Annotated in this window: 15 protein-coding genes and 1 tRNA gene; 10 read left to right on the top strand and 6 right to left on the bottom strand. The window is 60.7% G+C overall.

What is annotated here, in order from left to right; translation table 11 throughout:
- Nucleotides 1-140 precede the first annotated feature (140 nt).
- Complete coding sequence (locus HTY61_RS07655; protein ID WP_175276230.1) at nucleotides 141-2,273, top strand: sodium-translocating pyrophosphatase; 2,133 nt, start codon at nucleotides 141-143, stop codon at nucleotides 2,271-2,273.
- Between the two features lie 79 nt (nucleotides 2,274-2,352).
- Here the strand turns inward: HTY61_RS07655 and HTY61_RS07650 are convergent, their stop codons facing one another.
- Nucleotides 2,353-2,832 (bottom strand): outer membrane protein assembly factor BamE, encoded by a 480-nt coding sequence (locus HTY61_RS07650; RefSeq protein WP_175276229.1) that lies wholly within the window; start codon nucleotides 2,830-2,832, stop codon nucleotides 2,353-2,355.
- A 151-nt stretch (nucleotides 2,833-2,983) separates the two neighbouring features.
- On the opposite strand from HTY61_RS07650, the gene HTY61_RS07645 reads away from it, so the two are divergent.
- The 8 genes from HTY61_RS07645 (at nucleotide 2,984) to HTY61_RS07610 (ending at nucleotide 8,609) form a co-directional block, all read left to right on the top strand.
- Complete coding sequence (locus HTY61_RS07645) at nucleotides 2,984-3,538, top strand: ubiquinol-cytochrome C chaperone family protein (RefSeq protein ID WP_197945378.1); 555 nt, start codon at nucleotides 2,984-2,986, stop codon at nucleotides 3,536-3,538.
- Nucleotides 3,535-4,095, top strand: a complete 561-nt coding sequence (locus tag HTY61_RS07640; protein ID WP_175276228.1) for a YceD family protein — start codon at nucleotides 3,535-3,537, stop codon at nucleotides 4,093-4,095. Before HTY61_RS07645 ends, HTY61_RS07640 begins: the two co-directional genes overlap by 4 nt.
- A gap of 124 nt (nucleotides 4,096-4,219) precedes the next feature.
- Entirely contained in the window at nucleotides 4,220-5,284 is a 1,065-nt protein-coding gene (gene plsX, locus HTY61_RS07635; RefSeq protein WP_175276227.1) for a phosphate acyltransferase PlsX, read from the top strand.
- A gap of 12 nt (nucleotides 5,285-5,296) precedes the next feature.
- On the top strand, nucleotides 5,297-6,268 hold the full coding sequence (locus HTY61_RS07630; RefSeq protein WP_175276226.1) for a beta-ketoacyl-ACP synthase III: 972 nt from the start codon (nucleotides 5,297-5,299) through the stop codon (nucleotides 6,266-6,268).
- Nucleotides 6,269-6,366: 98 nt separating this feature from the next.
- A complete protein-coding gene (locus tag HTY61_RS07625; RefSeq protein WP_175276225.1) occupies nucleotides 6,367-6,699 on the top strand; it encodes an integration host factor subunit alpha in 333 nt (110 codons plus the stop codon).
- A 129-nt stretch (nucleotides 6,700-6,828) separates the two neighbouring features.
- Nucleotides 6,829-7,392: a MerR family transcriptional regulator gene (locus HTY61_RS07620; RefSeq protein ID WP_175276224.1), complete on the top strand. Its 564-nt coding sequence runs from the start codon at nucleotides 6,829-6,831 to the stop codon at nucleotides 7,390-7,392.
- A gap of 372 nt (nucleotides 7,393-7,764) precedes the next feature.
- Entirely contained in the window at nucleotides 7,765-8,358 is a 594-nt protein-coding gene (locus tag HTY61_RS07615) for an FkbM family methyltransferase (RefSeq protein WP_175276223.1), read from the top strand.
- A gap of 174 nt (nucleotides 8,359-8,532) precedes the next feature.
- Nucleotides 8,533-8,609 (top strand) — tRNA-Pro (locus tag HTY61_RS07610).
- Here the strand turns inward: HTY61_RS07610 and HTY61_RS07605 are convergent.
- The 4 genes from HTY61_RS07605 to HTY61_RS07590 all read right to left on the bottom strand — a co-directional run bounded on the left by HTY61_RS07605 (nucleotide 8,572) and on the right by HTY61_RS07590 (nucleotide 13,197).
- Nucleotides 8,572-9,846, bottom strand: coding sequence for a hypothetical protein (locus HTY61_RS07605; protein ID WP_175276222.1), 1,275 nt, complete (start codon nucleotides 9,844-9,846; stop codon nucleotides 8,572-8,574). The genes HTY61_RS07610 and HTY61_RS07605 overlap by 38 nt on opposite strands.
- Nucleotides 9,843-11,375, bottom strand: a complete 1,533-nt coding sequence (locus HTY61_RS07600) for an undecaprenyl-phosphate glucose phosphotransferase (RefSeq protein ID WP_175276221.1) — start codon at nucleotides 11,373-11,375, stop codon at nucleotides 9,843-9,845. Before HTY61_RS07600 ends, HTY61_RS07605 begins: the two co-directional genes overlap by 4 nt.
- 84 nt (nucleotides 11,376-11,459) lie before the next feature.
- Complete coding sequence (locus tag HTY61_RS07595; RefSeq protein ID WP_175276220.1) at nucleotides 11,460-12,602, bottom strand: glycosyltransferase family 4 protein; 1,143 nt, start codon at nucleotides 12,600-12,602, stop codon at nucleotides 11,460-11,462.
- A 19-nt stretch (nucleotides 12,603-12,621) separates the two neighbouring features.
- Nucleotides 12,622-13,197, bottom strand: coding sequence for a polysaccharide biosynthesis/export family protein (locus tag HTY61_RS07590; RefSeq protein WP_175276219.1), 576 nt, complete (start codon nucleotides 13,195-13,197; stop codon nucleotides 12,622-12,624).
- Nucleotides 13,198-13,391: 194 nt separating this feature from the next.
- On the opposite strand from HTY61_RS07590, the gene HTY61_RS07585 reads away from it, so the two are divergent.
- On the top strand, nucleotides 13,392-15,545 hold the full coding sequence (locus tag HTY61_RS07585; RefSeq protein ID WP_175276218.1) for a GumC family protein: 2,154 nt from the start codon (nucleotides 13,392-13,394) through the stop codon (nucleotides 15,543-15,545).
- Between the two features lie 6 nt (nucleotides 15,546-15,551).
- Here HTY61_RS07585 and HTY61_RS07580 read toward each other — a convergent pair whose 3' ends face one another.
- Nucleotides 15,552-16,724, bottom strand: coding sequence for a GNAT family N-acetyltransferase (locus HTY61_RS07580; protein ID WP_175276217.1), 1,173 nt, complete (start codon nucleotides 16,722-16,724; stop codon nucleotides 15,552-15,554).
- Between the last annotated feature and the right edge of the window lie 99 nt (nucleotides 16,725-16,823).

Here is a 16,823-nt window from a genome sequence, read left to right as displayed (position 1 = left end):
CCGGTACTTCTATCCGCTTGACCTCGACTTGCGCGGTAAACTACCAATGCCTGAACATCGGGGCGTGTAGTTGCGCTGCCGATCGTACCTGAAGGGCCTGGGAGGGGAATTCGGGCCCGGGGAGATCAAAGGAAACGGTAATGGTTCTTCTAGCTGTCATCGCTTGCGGACTGCTTTCGATCGTCTATGCGATCTGGGCAACGCAGTCGGTCCTGGCCGCTGACCAGGGAAATGCGCGGATGCAGGAGATCGCGGGAGCGATCCGGGAGGGCGCGCAGGCTTATCTAAACCGTCAGTACACGACGATCGCCGTTGTCGGGGCGATTGTTTTCGTCGCGACATGGCTGCTGCTGACCGCGGAAGCCGCGTTCGGCTTCCTTATCGGCGCCGTCCTGTCCGGCGTTGCCGGCTATATCGGCATGCACGTTTCTGTCCGCGCCAATGTGCGCACTGCGCAGGCCGCTTCGCACAGTCTGGCGGCGGGTCTCGGCATCGCCTTCAAGGCGGGCGCGATCACCGGCATGCTCGTCGCCGGCCTCGCGCTGCTCGGCGTTGCGGTCTACTACTACGTGCTGACCGAGATCATCGTTCCGGCAAATGATCGTACGGTTATCGACGCGCTTGTCGCACTCGGCTTCGGCGCATCGCTGATCTCCATCTTTGCCCGTCTCGGCGGCGGCATCTTCACCAAGGGTGCGGACGTCGGCGGAGACCTCGTCGGCAAGGTGGAAGCAGGCATTCCGGAAGACGATCCGCGCAACCCGGCGACCATCGCTGACAACGTCGGCGACAATGTCGGCGACTGCGCAGGCATGGCCGCGGACCTGTTCGAGACCTACGCGGTGACTGTCGTTGCCACCATGGTTCTCGGCGCGATCTTCTTCGCCGGCACCGATATCCTCGAATCGGTGATGGTTTACCCGCTGGCAATCTGCGGCGCGTCGATCATCACGTCGATCATCGGTACCTTCTTCGTCAAGCTCGGCGCCAACGGCTCGATCATGGGCGCACTCTATAAGGGACTGATCGTCACCGGCATCCTGTCGGTCATCGGCCTCGGTGGCGCCACGTCGCTGACCGTTGGCTGGGGCGATATAGTGCTTGCGGACGGTTCGGTCATCACCGGCACCAACCTGTTCATCTGCGGTGTTGTCGGCCTCCTCGTCACGGCTCTGATCGTTGTGATTACCGAGTACTACACCGGTACCGGCAAACGTCCGGTGGTCTCGATCGCGCAGGCATCCGTGACAGGCCACGGCACCAACGTGATCCAGGGTCTTGCCGTGTCGCTCGAGTCAACGGCGCTTCCCGCGATCGTCATCGTCGGCGGCATTATCGGGACCTTCCAGCTGGCCGGCCTGTTCGGCACCGGTATCGCGGTTACGGCCATGCTCGGCATCGCCGGCATGATCGTCGCTCTCGACGCCTTCGGCCCGGTCACCGACAACGCTGGCGGTATTGCCGAAATGTCGGGTCTCGATCCGGAAGTTCGCAGGTCGACGGACGCGCTCGACGCGGTTGGTAACACGACCAAGGCCGTCACCAAGGGCTACGCGATCGGTTCCGCAGGCCTCGGCGCGTTGGTTCTGTTCGCCGCCTACTCGAACGACCTCGCGTTCTTTGTCGAGAACTCCGACCGGTTCACCTACTTCCAGGGTATGGGCGACATCTCCTTCTCGCTGTCCAATCCCTACGTTGTTGCGGGCCTCATCTTCGGTGGCCTGATCCCCTACCTGTTCGGCGGCATCGCCATGACAGCAGTGGGGCGTGCAGCCGGCTCGATCGTCGAGGAAGTGCGCCGTCAGTTCCGCGAGAAGCCGGGTATCATGGAAGGCAAGGACCGTCCGGACTACGCCCGTGCGGTCGACATCCTGACCAAGGCCGCGATCAAGGAAATGATCATTCCGTCGCTGCTGCCGGTCCTCGCTCCGCTGGTCGTCTATTTCGGCGTGCTGCTGATTTCCGGATCGAAGGCCTCGGCATTTGCCGCGTTGGGCGCCATGCTGCTTGGCGTGATTGTCAACGGCCTGTTCGTCGCCATCTCGATGACCTCGGGCGGCGGCGCCTGGGACAACGCGAAAAAGTCCTTCGAGGACGGCTTCGTCGACAAGGATGGCGTCAAGCACGAGAAGGGGTCCGAGGCGCACAAGGCGTCGGTGACCGGCGATACCGTTGGCGATCCCTACAAGGACACCGCCGGTCCCGCCGTCAACCCGGCCATCAAGATCACCAACATTGTGGCGCTGTTGCTGCTGGCGATCCTGGCGCACTGATCTGCGCAACGCACGAGACGAGAAAGCCGGCGGAGCGATCCGCCGGCTTTTTCTTTAGGCTGCCTGTGACCGGTATCGGTCAGAGGCCCCTGACAACGCTTTCGGCGGACGGACCGCCGAGCGTTCCGGAAAGGATCTGCGAAAGGAAGGTCTGGTCGCGGCCGCCCGTCGGCGTCGTGCGCGAGATGAAATCGAACAGCTTTCCGTCCTGGAGCCCGTAATTTGCGATGCGCTCGACCGTTCCCTCGTCGTTGAAATAGACGGCGAGAACGCGCTGGTCGACGAGCTTGGCCTTCATGAAGGCCGCACCGCGCCGCCGGGTCTGGGAAATGTAGTAGAACACTTCGTTGTCGAAGGTTTCGGTCGTCGTCGGTGTTCCGAGTGTCAGGAGCACCTGTTCGCGGCTTGAACCCGGCGGCACCAGCGCCAGGGTCTGCTCGTCAATGACATAGCCCTGCTTGTAGACTTCGGCCGGGGACAAGACGCCCGTGCTCGAACAGCCGCCCAGCGCGACCGCGCCGGCCGCAAGCACGACTGGAAGGGCGCTCGTCAGACGCATTCTGTGCTTGATTTTTTCCGACGCCACCATCATCTCCGTTACGTATCTCGGCCGACAGGCCTGCTTGGGGTCTGGATCGGTACCGCGAACCGTGTACGGTTGCAAGCGTACCGGAGCGCGCTGCCTCTGCGACGGAAGGTGCGTTTGCACGATGATTATGTCACTGTTTCGGCGTTCGCCGAAAAACCTCAATCGCCGGATCATTGATACGGTCTATGGCGCGGTGGTCGAAGCGGCCCGCCAGCCCGTCCTGTTTCGCGACTGGGGCATTCCCGATACGCCGCTCGGCCGTTACGAGAGCGTAGGGCTTCATCTCATCCTGTTCCTTTATCGTGCCCGGTCGGCGCCGCCGCCGGCCGATGAGCTGGCTCAGGATGTCCTCGACGAGTTCTTCAAGGATGTCGATCATTCGATTCGCGAACTCGGGGTCGGCGACCCGGGTGTGCCGAAACGGATGAAGAAGCTGGCCCGGATGTTCTACGGGCGCATGGGGCGGTACTGGGCGGCGCTGGACGCCGGCGATGCCGTCGAGCTTGGAAACGCGCTTGCGCACAACATCGCGCCGGAAGCGCCCGAGTCCATCGACCGTTCCGCGCTGGCCGACTACATGATCCGCTCCGCGCGGTCGTTTGCCGATGTTCCGGACGAGGAGTTGCTGGCAGGCGTCGTGCGCTTTGCCGAACCGTTGCCGCTGGAGAGATCATGACCGGTTCCGAATCCGACAGTCCCATTTCCCGACCTGTTGTCGTTTCCGTTCTTCCGTCCGGGGGCTTCCCGGTGCGGATCGAGGCGACCTCCGAGCAGCGCGCGGCGCTGGCGGAAGCCCATGCACTGGTATCCGTGGACGAATTCACGGCCGATCTGGTCGTGAAGCGCTGGCGCAAGGATGGCGTGCGGATACAGGGAACGGCCAGTGCGCGGATCGTGCAGGCATGTATCGTGTCGCTGGATCCGGTGAAGTCCGACATCAATGTCGAGATCGATGCGGTCTTTGTGCCCGAGGGGTCGCGCCTCGCGAGGCCGCTTGATGACGAGGGTGCGCTGATTGTCGATCCCGAGGGGCCGGATCTGCCGGAAACCTTCGAGGGCGGCGTTATCGATGTCGGGGCAGTGGCGGAAGAGTTCTTCGAACTGGAGATCGATCCCTATCCGCGTGCGCCGGGCGTCGAACTGGAAGAATTCGTCGGTGCCGCCGACGACGAGGGCGAAGATCGATCGGAGAATCCCTTCGCCAGGCTGGCCGGACTGCGCGATAAGCTGTGAAAGCAAAAAGGGCCTGAAAATAAGGTGTTGAGACATCCGGCAGAACGGCTATGGTCTGCGCGCCGCGGCCCATCGCGCCCGGCCAACCGCCCACGGGCGGACAACTGAAACGGGATCGGACGGTTTGATAACAATTTCGATTGACGCGATGGGCGGAGATTTCGGCCCGGCGGTCGTCATTCCAGGTGCGGCAAAGTCGCTGGATCGCCACCCGGAATTGCGTTTTCTGTTCTATGGTCAGGAGGACAAGGTTCTTCCGGTTCTCGATCGCTACGAGAAGCTGAAGAAGGCCTCGCGCTTCGAGCATTGCGATATTGCCGTAAGCATGGACGACAAGCCGAGCCAGGCCTTGCGCCGTGGGCGCTGGAAGTCGTCCATGTGGAAGGCGATCGAGGCCGTCAAGACAGGTGACGCCGATACCTGCGTTTCCGCGGGCAATACCGGCGCGCTGATGGCCATGTCGAAATTCTGCCTGCGGACGATGGCGGATATCGAGCGTCCGGCGATTGCCGCGATCTGGCCCACGCTGCGCGGCGAGAGCATCGTGCTTGATGTCGGCGCGACAATCGGGGCCGATGCCCAGCAGCTTGTCGATTTCTCCGTTATGGGGGCCGCGATGGCGCGCGCGCTCATCGAGGTGAGCCGGCCGACAGTGGGATTGCTCAATGTCGGCGTGGAGGAGATCAAGGGGCAGGAAGAGGTAAAGGAAGCCGGGCGGCTGCTGCGTGAAGCTGATCTGGGAACGCTGGATTATCTCGGCTTCGTGGAAGGGGACGATCTCGGCAAGGGAACGGTTGATGTCGTTGTCACGGAGGGTTTCTCCGGCAACATCGCGCTGAAGACGGCAGAAGGTACGGCGAAGCAGATCGCGGAATATCTGCGTGCCGCGATGAGCCGTACGCTGATGGCCCGGATCGGCTACTTGCTTGCCCGCGGAGCGTTCAACCGGCTGCGCGACAAGATGGATCCCCGCAAGGTAAATGGCGGTGTCTTTCTCGGGTTGAACGGGATCGTCATCAAGAGCCACGGCGGTACGGACGACGAAGGGTTCGCGGCCGCGATCGACGTTGGCTACGACATGGTGCGCAATTCGCTTCTCGAAAAGATCGAGACCGATCTGCAAAACTTCCACGGACGCCGTGCGCGCGGCGGAGCATCGAGCGACGCGCCCGGTCAAACATCAGGGTAGCTCTCGGGAATCATGATCAGATCTGCAGTAACCGGTATCGGGCGCGCGCTGCCGAAGCGCATCATGACGAATCAGGATTTCGAGCATATCGTCGAGACTTCCGACGAGTGGATCGTGCAGCGTACCGGGATTCGTCAGCGTCATATCGCGGGCGACGACGAGACAACGGCCTCGCTTGGCGAAGAGGCCGCACGCAACGCGCTTGCCTCCGCCGGGCGTGATCCGTCCGATATCGACCTGATCATCCTTGCGACGTCGACGCCGAACAACACGTTCCCCGCCACCGCCGTCGACATCCAGAACCGGCTCGGCATGCATCACGGCGCGGCCTTCGATGTCCAGGCGGTTTGCAGCGGTTACATCTACGCGCTTGCGACAGCCGATCTGTACATACGAGGCGGGATGGCCCGCCGTGTCCTTGTCATAGGCGCAGAAACCTTTTCACGCCTGCTCGATTGGGAAGATCGCACCACCTGCGTCCTGTTCGGTGACGGGGCCGGGGCGCTGGTGCTCGAAGCGACCGAGGGCGTGGGACTGACCTCGGATACCGGGATATTGGCGAGCAAGCTGCGGTCGGACGGCTGCCACAAGGAAAAGCTGTATGTCGACGGCGGACCGTCGACGACGAGGACTGTCGGGCATCTGCGCATGCAGGGACGCGAGGTCTTCAAGCATGCTGTCGGCATGATCACCGACGTGATCGAGGATTCCTTTGCTGTTGCCGGGATAACTGCCGACGACATCGATTGGTTCGTTCCGCACCAGGCAAACCGCCGGATTATCGAGGCATCCGCCAAAAAGCTGGGAATTCCTGAGGAAAAGGTCGTCATAACCGTCGATCGCCATGGCAATACCTCGGCGGCTTCGGTCCCGTTGGCCCTTTCGGTCGCGGTAGAGGAGGGGCGTATCCGGAAAGGCGATCTTGTATTGCTGGAAGCAATGGGAGGCGGCTTTACTTGGGGAGCCGTTTTGCTGCGATGGTAAATATTTCTGGCCAATTCGTGGAAGCTTGCTTGACCAGTGATCGGTCACACGCTAGCCTTTCCGTTGAATTTTCAGTGTGTTGAGGGAAGCCGGGTCACATGGGAGCCAAAACGCTTACACGTGCGGATCTGGCAGAGGCGGTTTACCGCAAGGTGGGGTTGTCCCGGAGCGAATCGGCCGCCTTGGTCGAGATGATCATCGACGAGATTTCCGATGCCATCGTTCGGGGCGAGACGGTCAAGCTCTCATCCTTCGCGACCTTTCAGGTTCGGAACAAGTCGGAACGTATAGGTCGCAATCCGAAAACCGGTGAGGAAGTGCCGATTTCGCCGCGCCGGGTGATGACCTTCAAGGCGTCCAACGTTCTCAAGCAGAAAATCGCCGACGCGCATGCCAAGCGTGCCGCTTCGGTAGAAACTGCTGGTGAATAGAGCCTTTTCCGCGTTCGTACCGGCCCACTCGACAACGATTGCAAGAAATGGCCGGATTGTGCGGTTGGCATTGCGCTCGTCTCCTCAGGCGATAAACTTCCCGAGAATCGCTAAGAAGGCAAAGTTCCCATGGAAAAAAGCCCTGATGCCTTTCGCACGATAAGCGAGGTTGCCGAAGAGCTGGATCTTCCGCAGCATGTCCTGCGTTTTTGGGAAACGCGGTTCTCCCAGATCAAGCCAATGAAAAGGGGCGGCGGCCGGCGATACTACCGGCCCAACGATGTCGACATGCTGCGCGGCATCAAGCATCTGCTCTATGAGGAAGGCTACACGATCAAGGGTGTACAAAAGATTCTGCGGGAAAACGGGGTGCATTTCGCCATTGCGATTGGCACCGGCGACATGTCGGCCTTCGAGGAACTGACCCGGAAGAACGCGGAGGCCGCGAGGGCCGCGGAGCAGGAAAAATCGAAGCGGACGGCGCGTCAGGCTGCGACAGCGGATGCTGAGCAGGACATGGTCGTCGGTCAGGCGAAAGCTCGTGGCAAGGGAATATTCGGTTTCGGTGGCAAGGAAGCCGAGGAAGGTGACAATTCGGGCAAGCCTGGCCTGTCGCGGGAGAACCGAGCATTGCTACAGGAGGCCCTGTTCGATCTTCTGGAATGCAAGCGGCTTCTTGATCAGGCGCGGTAATCAAAGCTTGGCACCCCTCTTTCGTTGCACGATAGGGGATGCCGATTTGGCGAAGACGCTGCAAGGCATCCGCGATGCCTGCAAAGTAGGTGGTCTGCGATGCTCAAGAAAATGGAAGCCCGATTTCGCAGGATGCGGACAGCGGCTTTCCGGTCCGTTCTCGAAACGTCTGTCGGAACGCGGTGGTTGTCGCAGAGCCTGCCCCGCCGATTCAAATATGTCGTGATAGACGGGCCGCACGGCGAATTGCTGTTCGATCCCAGGGACTTTGTCGGGAACAGGATCGCTGTCGACGGAAGCTGGAATTCGGTCGACACCAACGCATTCCTCGAATTCTATCGGTCGAACAACAAGCGCGCGACCGACGGCGTCATGCTCGAGATAGGTGCCCACATCGGAACTCAAACACTTCAGTTTGCTGAATCGGGTCTGTTCCGGAAAGTGATTTCCGTTGAGCCGGTGCCCGACAATCTCGAGGCTCTATCGCATAACGTAAAAATCAATGGCCTCGAGGAAACTGTCACGATCGTACCCTGCGCGATCGGAGAGGAACCGGGTACGGCGTCCATGTATTTCGACACCTTCAATTCCGGCGGGCACAGCCTGCGGGAGCCGGAAGGGGAAACCGGTGCTCAATCGGTGCAGGTTGAGGTTCTCGACGTCGCCCGGCTCCTGTCAACGCGCGCGAACGTGCCCGCGAGCGACGTCGGCTGTCTCTGGATTGATGCCGAGGGATTCGAGTTCGAGATCCTGAGAAGCGTCCTGAATGCAGGTATTCGCGACGCCCTTTTCAATGTGGAGTTCACGCCACGGTTCTACGGAGAGCGGAAGAAGGCGGAATTCATCGCATTCCTTGAAACGAACTTCTCCTCGCTGCATGTGGTGTCTGACGGACGCTTGGTGCCGGCCCGTTTCGATGAACTGTTCTCGGCGGCGAATCATCAGGACATCGTTCTGGTGAACTGACCGGCAGGCGGAGTGGCATGTATTGCCAGATGTCTTCTGCGCCGAACGCGGACCGAAAGCACATGCGGGTCGCGGCGCGCATCCGTCCGGCGGGGGAAGTGCGCCACATTTTTTCAATGGAGCCGAATTACCGCTTGCCCGAAAACTCTCGATATTTTAAGCCTGCTCGCGGTTCGGAGCGTAGCGCAGCCCGGTAGCGCACTTGACTGGGGGTCAAGGGGTCGTGGGTTCGAATCCCGCCGCTCCGACCATTTTCCTTTTTTGGGCATCGCGCATGTGCCGTGCTTCCAGCGCAATGCAGCCCCAGATGATACCCAGCAGCATGTAGAAGTGGCGCCAATGATCGGTGTCGATGACATTGCCGATCAGCACGTGGCCCAGGAAGACAATATAGGCGCAGAGCAGATATGGCTGCCAGGGCCGGTGGCGAAAGAGGATGCGAAAGCCTCCGCCAAGCGTCAGCAGCACCAGCGTTAAGTAGGCTGCGAAACCGAGCCAGGAATAGGCATAAAGCGACTTCAGCCAGATATTGTGCGGATCCTCGCCGAAAAGACGCCCGAATGCCAGCGGTCCCAGTCCGAGCGGCAATTCCGTTGCCTTCACATATCCGGCCCAGTGTCGCTCGAAACGGCCCATGCGTGCCGCGTCGTAGTCTTGAAGTAGCCGGGCACGCTGGACGAACAGGTCCTGAACCGCGTCAAATTGCAGTGCGACGATGACGACTGCCGCAACGGCCGTGAAGGCGAATACTGTCATCAGGACGATACGCAGCCGGAAACGGCCCGACGAGTTTCCAAGGAATAGCCCTCCTGCGAGGAGCACCGTGCAGACAATCAGCAGGCCCCAGCCGGCACGACTGAATGACAGGAAAAGCGCCAGCAGAAGAATCATCAGTATTGGCAGGGTCAGAACGATCTGGCGCGCTCGGCCCGTCATGACGGTATGCATGCCGAAAAGTATGGGGAGGGCCAGATAGGGTGCCAGGACGTTGGGGTCCGCGAACATGCCCTTGGCTCGGCCATAAAGCGTGAAAATGTCACTGCCCGGAAAGACATCGAAATAGCCTACGATGCCGGCAAGACCGGTAACGACCGCGCCCGCGGTCCAGCCATTGAAGATGATCGCAAGCATTGAACGTTTTGTGGCGATGACCGAGGCATAGAACACTGCCGTCAACGCGAGGAATGCCGAGACAGCGACATAGAGTACCGCGTCGCTCAACTGCTCGGTGAGCTGGGTCGTCGCGATGACGCCGCCTGCATTGAACAAGATCAGAAGCACGAACATTGCCATGACGCTGCGCGGAATCACCATTCCGAGCATGATCCAGATGCCGATCATTCCGGTCATGATCAGTTCGTAGGGGGCAGGTTCCGACAGGACAAAGCCCGACAGGAACACCCCGATCCATACCGCCGCTGCCGCGAGGTATGCGTTCAGCGCCCGGTTGGCTGCGGCTGGGGGTAGGCTCTGGGCAATGTCCGTCAATATGCGTTGTCCGTATTGAACAGCCGAATCGGAGTGAGGAAAAGAATCTTGAGGTCGAACAGGACCGACCAGTTTTCGATGTAGTAGAGATCGAACTCGGTACGCTTGCGGATCTTGTCATCGGTGTCGGTCTCGCCACGCCATCCGTTGATCTGTGCCCAGCCGGTAACGCCGGGCTTGACCCGATGACGCGCGAAATATCCGTCCACGACTTCGTTGTATAGGCGGTTTGCGGCTTGGGCGGTGATTGCGTGCGGGCGGGGCCCGACGAGTGAAAGTTCTCCGCGGAGCACGTTGAAGAACTGTGGCAACTCGTCGATGGAAGTCTTTCGGATGATGCGACCGACGCGAGTCACTCGCGGATCGCCCTTGGTGACCATGGCGCGCGCGCTTGGATCGCACTGGTCCGTGTACATGGAGCGGAACTTGTAGACCCAGATCTCGTCGTTGTTGAAGCCGTATCGCTTCTGCCTGAAGATGACCGGGCCTCTGCTGTCGAGCTTGATCGCGATCGCCGTCACCAACATGACCGGCGAGAACGCGACAATGCCGAGAAGTGAAAACACGACATCGAAGCTCCGCTTGGCAACCGAATCCCAGTCGCGAATAGGCTTGTCGGCAAGATCGAGCATCGGCACCGATCCTATGAAGGAATAGGTGCGATGGCGGAATCGCAGCTTGTTGGAATGAGCCGAAAGGCGGATGTCGACCGGCAGCACCCACAGCTTCTTCAGCATCATGAGCACGCGATCCTCGGCATCCAGCGGTAGCGAAACGATCAGCATGTCGATACGCGCCTTGCGCGAGAAAGCGACCAGTTCCTCGACGTTGCCGAGCTTGGGATAGCCGGCAACGATCGGCGGTGAGCGTTCGTCATCGCGATCGTCGAATATCCCGCAAATGCGGATGTCGTTGTCGCGCTGTTTTTCCAGCGCGCGGATAAGTCTTTCCGCCGGCCTGCCTCCGCCGACGATCACGGCACGGCGTTCCAGTTTTCCGCTGCGCGTCCAGTCGCGTATGCGCAGTGCCAACAACAATCTGGTCGCAAGCAGGAAGAACATTCCGCCGATGAACCACGAGCCGCTCCACAGGCGGCTGAAATCGCCGGAAACCTTCAACAGGAATCCGATCAATGCCAGCAATGCGAATGTGGACGCCCAGGCAAGGGCGATGCGGGGAAACCAGCGAAGCGGGCGTCGCAATGCGCGCAGTTCATAGGCGTCCGCGATCTCGGCGAGGATTATGTAGAGTAGGCTTCCGCCGGTTATGGCGAGCGCGTATTGCAGATTCGCTTCCGTTTGGGGGTAGGCCAGCATGATGATCGTGGCGATGGCTGCGAGCCCGAGGAATTCCCCGATCCGAAGCCACCCACGGACCATGACCGGCGAAATCGTATCCGTGCGCAATTCGCCTGCGATGCGGTCGACCAGGGAATCGAGCCGGCTCTCCTGGACTGGTGGCTTGTCGCCGGCATCGCTTTCTTCAGGCGCCGGCGAAGCCTTTTCCGAATGCGGATCGAAATTTTTCATTGGGCGCCTTTGAAACATACTGCGCATTTGTGTAGTGGAAATGCCCTAAGAAACGCTTGATGCGGTATCTTGTCGGCCGGGCTTTTACCTTCGGAGCGCCAGGGCGGAGCGATAGGCCTGCATGGCAGTGTCGGCCATTGCCCGGGCCGAGAACCGCGCGGTCAGCGTATCCCGGTCAGGCATGGTCGCGGAGTATCCAGCGGGATCAGCAATCGCTGCGGCCATTTTTTCGGCCAAATCGTCTGCGTCGGGAGCGACTAGCGCAAGGCTGTCTGTTCCGAAAATCTCCGGGATGCCGCCGACGGCAGTGGCGATAACGGGCATTCCCGCCGCCAGGGCTTCGAGTGTCACATAGGGTAGGGCTTCGGCGCGAGATGGCATGACGAAGACCCGCGCCATGGAAAAGGCTTCGCGCGCAGTCATTGGCGGACGAAACGCGACACTGCCTGAAAGATCCAGACTGTCAGCCAAGGATCTGATCGCAGATGTGTCCGGACCGGCGCCGACCATTATCGCGCGAACACCCGGATTGCCGCGGGCTCTAACCTTGTCCAATGCCTGAAGGAACAGGTCGGGACCTTTCAGCATGCGCATTTCGCCAAGAAAGAGAAAGTCGGCGGGTGTGGCCACCGGCTTGACGGGTTCAAATTCGGTGTCGCGCAATCCGTTATAGTTGACGGTCCAGGAACAGCGCGGCTCGCCGACTTTTTCGCGATAGGTTCGCCGTTCGTACTCGGCGACGAAAAGTATGTGATCGGTGAGCCGTTCCAGGGCGCGTTCTATGCGAAAATACACCTGCCCCGACCGGGATGCCCGGTCGTAGTGCAGGCTTCCCCCATGGGGTGAATAGAGACGGGCTACGCGAGACCTTCCTGCCCGTACAAGCGAACCGAGTGCGCGGGCGTACACGCCACCTTTTGCGCCATGTCCATGCAGGACATCCGGTTGCAAGCTCTTTATCAGTCTCAACAATTCCCCGGCGCCGGCCAGATCGCGAATGCCGATTTCGCGCCGCATTCCTACGCGGTGCAGACCGAGTGGAAGCGATGAAGCCAGGCCGGCGGCCATCTCCTCATTGTATCCCGTCGTGCCGGGAACGTCGCAGATCACGCCAACCATGTGCCCTTCGGCTGCATGGGCTTCGGCCAAGTCCCGCACATGTCGAAACAGCCCTCCCATCGGTGCGCGAAGCACGTGGATGATGCGTAAGGATTCATGATTGGGCATTGACCGGCTCTTTGCGCTCCTAGAACAGGCGTTCGCGCACGAAAATCGTATCGCCAGGCAGTACCGGGTCGCTGAGCGGAACGCTTCCGGTCATGACATTGCCGCTGATCTGTCGCGTGATGTCCACATTCGACTGCTTGGCGCGTGCGGTAAACCCGCCGGCGGTGGCGATTGCGTTCTGTACGGTCATCCCGGGCGTGTACGGATACTGGCCTGCCGCGCCAACTTCGCCCATGACGAAGATGGAGCGGTACTGGTCGACTTCCACGGACACGTCAGGATCTCGCAGGTATCCGTTGCGCAACTGTTCGGCGATGGCGCCCTCGAGTTCCTGCACAGTCCGTCCGCGCGCCGCCACGGCTCCGATAAGCGGGAAGGCGATATAGCCGGATTGGTCGACGGAATAGGTGTTGCTGAGATCGCTCTGGCCGAAAACGGTCACGCGGACCTTGTCACCGGCGCCAAGCATGTAGGGTTGATTGATCGCTTCGTGAAACGCCGCAGGCGGGGGGCGGTAACCGGCGCAGCCGGTCAACATTGCCGCCGACAGGGCGCCCGCTGCAAAAGCGAGCAGATCGCGCCTGAAACAGTTCATTGGATTCCCCAGGAGATTGATCAAGCTGCCATTTGCAGCTGCCAATTTGTTGCCTGATTACGGTTAATGTCCGGTAAAGGCGGCGGTGCCGGGCAAGGCACGCGCAGTTACGGCACCGGGCTCGGCCATTTACCCGTCGGAAACCATGGTTGTTTACAGATGGACTCATCCAGTTGAGTGCACCGGGGATTTCCATGTCGCGAGTAGAGTCGAGAATGCAGGACGCCGATATCGATATCGGCAGGCTATTCGGGGCGGTGTGGCGCAACCGGTTGCGGATACTTGGCGGCGCGATCGTGCTTACGGGGCTCGCGTTTGCGCTGATCAGCATCGTGACGCCGCAGTTCAAGTCCGACGCTCGCATCCTTATCGAATCGAGCGAATCCATCTTTACGCGACCGCAATCGTCCGGGCAGTCTCAGGAATCGGACTCATCGTTGCTTGACCGCGAGGGTGTTACGAGCCAAGTCGAGATTCTGACTTCAAGCGATCTGTTGATCCAGGTGGCCCGGGATCTGAAGCTGGGAGAGAGCCCGGAGTTCGATGAAACCGTAGAGGTTTCAAGCCTGAAGTCTGGGCTTATCTCTTTAGGGTTGGTCGGCGACCCGGCGCTCGTGTCATCCGAGAAGCGCATACTCGACAATGTGCGCAAGCGGTTGGAAGTCTACCCGATTGCGAATTCTCGTGTCATTGTCATCTCGTTCCGCTCCAGCGACCGGGAGCTGGCGGCACGTTTTCCGAATGCGCTTGCCGAGGCGTATCTGGCGCTTCAGAGCAAGGCGCAGCTTGAGAGCACGGGCAAGGCCGCATCCTATCTGGCCGACGAAATCGCAGATCTTCAGGAAAGCGTGAGAAAGGCGGAGGCTGCCGTTGCGCAATTCCGCGCGTCTTCCGATCTCCTGCTGGGCCAAAACAATTCCAATCTCGCCACCCAGCAACTTGCCGAACTGTCTACGGAACTGTCCAGGGTGCGTGCCGAGCGGTCGAGCGCCGAGGCTCGTGCGAACAACATCGAGGTGGCACTTGAGCGCGGTGCCTCGATAGACACCATCCCCGAAGTCGTGGATTCCCAGCTGATCGCCCGCCTTCGTGAACGGGAGATATCGCTCAACGCGGAAATTGCCGACCTGTCGGCGACCCTGCTCCCTGGACATCCCCGCATCAAGGGGCTGCGCTCCCAGCTGCAGGACCTGTCGCGCCAGATAGACGAGGAAGCGCAAAAGGTTCTGGTGGGTATCCGAAGCGCCGCCGAAATCGCTCGTGCCCGGGAGGAGGAGTTGATGGAACGCGTGGCCGAACTGAAGGCGGCTGCGGCTACCGCCAACGAGCGCGAAGTTCAGTTGCGCGCACTCGAACGTGAAGCGGAATCCCAGCGCGCGTTGCTTGAAAGCTATCTGGTCCGATATCGCGAGGCTGCGTCGCGGGACGAGGGGCAGTACGCCCCGGCCAAGGCGCGCCTGATCTCTCGCGCGATCGTCCCAGTGGAGCCCTCGTTTCCGAAGATGATCCCGCTGCTTGGCGCCGCATTCTTCGTTTCAACGATCATTCTGATGTTGTCCGCATTGATGCGTGAACTGTTTTCGGGACGTGCGCTAGTTCCCGCAAGCGCGATGCCGGCCATGGCGTATCCGGAAGCCGCAATGCCGCCAGCCATGGAGGCTCCGGCCGTGGTCATGCCCGCCGTCCATGCCGGCGGGGATAAAGATCCTATGGCAAACGATGAATCCGCGAAGGCGGCTGCCAACGACAATTACGGTGTCGACGCCGTACTTCGCCGCCTGGTCGATAGCGGTGTCACGCGCGCTGTCGTGTTGTCGCCCGAGGGCGATGCGGGTACTGCTGCATCCGTTGCGTTGGCGCGCGCGCTTGCTGGCGAGGGGCTTCGGTCTGTGCTCGTGGACCTGACGGATGACGGTGCCGCGTCCCGTCGGATGCTGGAGGATCCGGATTGTCCCGGGATCACCGACCTGCTTTCATCCTCCTCGTCCTATGCGGATGTCATCTATTCCGATGTCGTCACCACCGCACACGTCATTCCAACGGGCATCGCCGGCTTCGAGCGCGCCTCGCGGACCATGGACAGGTTGTCGATCATCCTCGACTCGCTCGTTTCCGCCTATGACATCGTCGTTGTCGAATGCGGTCCGCGCAACGCCCGGGAGCTGGACCGAGTTGTCGGGGACGGCAGCCGGATCGTGCTCTCGGTCGTCGATCCGAAATCGCAGGCTGTCGTTGAGGCAGCAGAAGATCTGGTTGATGCCGGGTACGAGGATTTCACGTTGATCAGTGCGTCGGCCGCCGACCGGATCGAGGTCGAACCGCCGGCGCGCAGTGCCAATGCACGCTGATAGCGGCTAGCCTATGAAGGGAAGGTGCTTGCGCAGCACCTTCGCTGCCTTCCACATCGTCGGATCGCGCTTGATGGTCCGCACTGCGCCGTTTCGAGCCCTTATCATCATGCCGACAAGCACGCCGATCGTGTTCAGCGGAATGATTGTGTCGCGGTGCCAGACCTCGAACTCGCTCCACGTTCTCTTGTGACGGGCATCGCCGACGCTGAAATCGAAGATGTCGAGCCCCGTTTCCGCGGCTTCGCGAATGGCCAGGTAGAACAGCAGTTCGCCCGGCACGTATCGGGCGTAATCGGGATCGTATGAACAGAATTCAACGGTGATCCGCCCGTCGTGTATCGAACATCCCTGGATGGCAATGGTTTTCCCTTCGGCCTCGATGGCTTTTATCGTGCGGCCCTTGGGATTCGTGCGGGCGCCCTCGACGAACAGTTCGGTGAAGAATTCGCGTACATGGGGATCGGCGAAGTCGTTGTGAACGCCGTTTTCCTCGAACTGTCTTGCCTTGATCGTGAAATACAGGTCCAGCGTTTCCGGTATGTCTTCAACCGCAACGGAGGATACGAATCGGTATCCGCCGATGGCCTCCAGCGCCCTTTCCTGGCTGCGAAAGCGCTTGCGCCGTTTCTTGGCGTTGTGGCGGGAAAGGACGGCGTCGAAGCCCCCCTCGAGTGACAATGACAGGGCCGGATCGGGGCTGACGGTCGATCCTTCGAACACAAATGGGTTCCGCACGCCGCGATAGTCCGGCAACTGCCGCTCCAGCGCGATGGCATGCCCGTGACTGCCGCCGGCGCGAAGCGCGGCAACGATGGCCGTCTCGCCGGCGGCAGCGAGCGCGGCGATGTCCTCGGCGCGTCCGACGGGGAAGTTCGCGTTGGCATGGTGCCCACCGACAAAGCAGAAGATTCTGCCGCAGGCCCTTTCCAGCGGCAGGAGGACGGGGCCTCTGCCGGGCGCGGACAGTGTCACGAAGAGGGGTTCGTGCGGAGAGTGATGCAACCATGCACGGAGAAAGTCGGGGCGCTGGTATCCCGAACAGATGATGTCCGCGGGAAGTGAATCAACCGCTGCGAGTGCAGCCTCGCGATCGGTGTGGAACCGGGGGCGAATGGCGGTGCAGTCGGGTGCGGCGGCCACGCGGTCGGGGAATGCCGGAATATGGGCGTCAACCATCTCTCAATCCTTTGCTGGGACATATGGCACCGAGAGGTTTCGAAATTCCTTTGTTTCGAACGGCGGGCGACAGAATCGGACCGGACTTTTTATGTCGGT

Origin of the sequence: Oricola thermophila (assembly GCF_013358405.1) — a bacterium.
GTDB classification, from domain to species: domain Bacteria; phylum Pseudomonadota; class Alphaproteobacteria; order Rhizobiales; family Rhizobiaceae; genus Oricola; species Oricola thermophila.
The sequence above is the reverse complement of the archived record's forward strand: the minus strand, read 5'-3'. Positions and strand labels throughout refer to the sequence as shown.

Bases quoted from the DNA above. Each gene is read 5' to 3' on its own strand.
- HTY61_RS07630 (WP_175276226.1), top strand. From the start codon at position 5,297: ATGATCAGATCTGCAGTAACCGGTATCGGGCGCGCGCTGCCGAAGCGC.
- HTY61_RS07640 (WP_175276228.1), top strand. From the start codon at position 3,535: ATGACCGGTTCCGAATCCGACAGTCCCATTTCCCGACCTGTTGTCGTT.
- HTY61_RS07600 (WP_175276221.1), bottom strand. From the start codon at position 11,375: ATGAAAAATTTCGATCCGCATTCGGAAAAGGCTTCGCCGGCGCCTGAA.
- HTY61_RS07625 (WP_175276225.1), top strand. From the start codon at position 6,367: ATGGGAGCCAAAACGCTTACACGTGCGGATCTGGCAGAGGCGGTTTAC.
- HTY61_RS07595 (WP_175276220.1), bottom strand. From the start codon at position 12,602: ATGCCCAATCATGAATCCTTACGCATCATCCACGTGCTTCGCGCACCG.
- HTY61_RS07585 (WP_175276218.1), top strand. From the start codon at position 13,392: ATGTCGCGAGTAGAGTCGAGAATGCAGGACGCCGATATCGATATCGGC.
- HTY61_RS07620 (WP_175276224.1), top strand. From the start codon at position 6,829: ATGGAAAAAAGCCCTGATGCCTTTCGCACGATAAGCGAGGTTGCCGAA.
- HTY61_RS07590 (WP_175276219.1), bottom strand. From the start codon at position 13,197: ATGAACTGTTTCAGGCGCGATCTGCTCGCTTTTGCAGCGGGCGCCCTG.
- HTY61_RS07645 (WP_197945378.1), top strand. From the start codon at position 2,984: ATGATTATGTCACTGTTTCGGCGTTCGCCGAAAAACCTCAATCGCCGG.
- HTY61_RS07580 (WP_175276217.1), bottom strand. From the start codon at position 16,724: ATGGTTGACGCCCATATTCCGGCATTCCCCGACCGCGTGGCCGCCGCA.
- HTY61_RS07655 (WP_175276230.1), top strand. From the start codon at position 141: ATGGTTCTTCTAGCTGTCATCGCTTGCGGACTGCTTTCGATCGTCTAT.
- HTY61_RS07650 (WP_175276229.1), bottom strand. From the start codon at position 2,832: ATGCGTCTGACGAGCGCCCTTCCAGTCGTGCTTGCGGCCGGCGCGGTC.
- HTY61_RS07615 (WP_175276223.1), top strand. From the start codon at position 7,765: ATGCTCGAGATAGGTGCCCACATCGGAACTCAAACACTTCAGTTTGCT.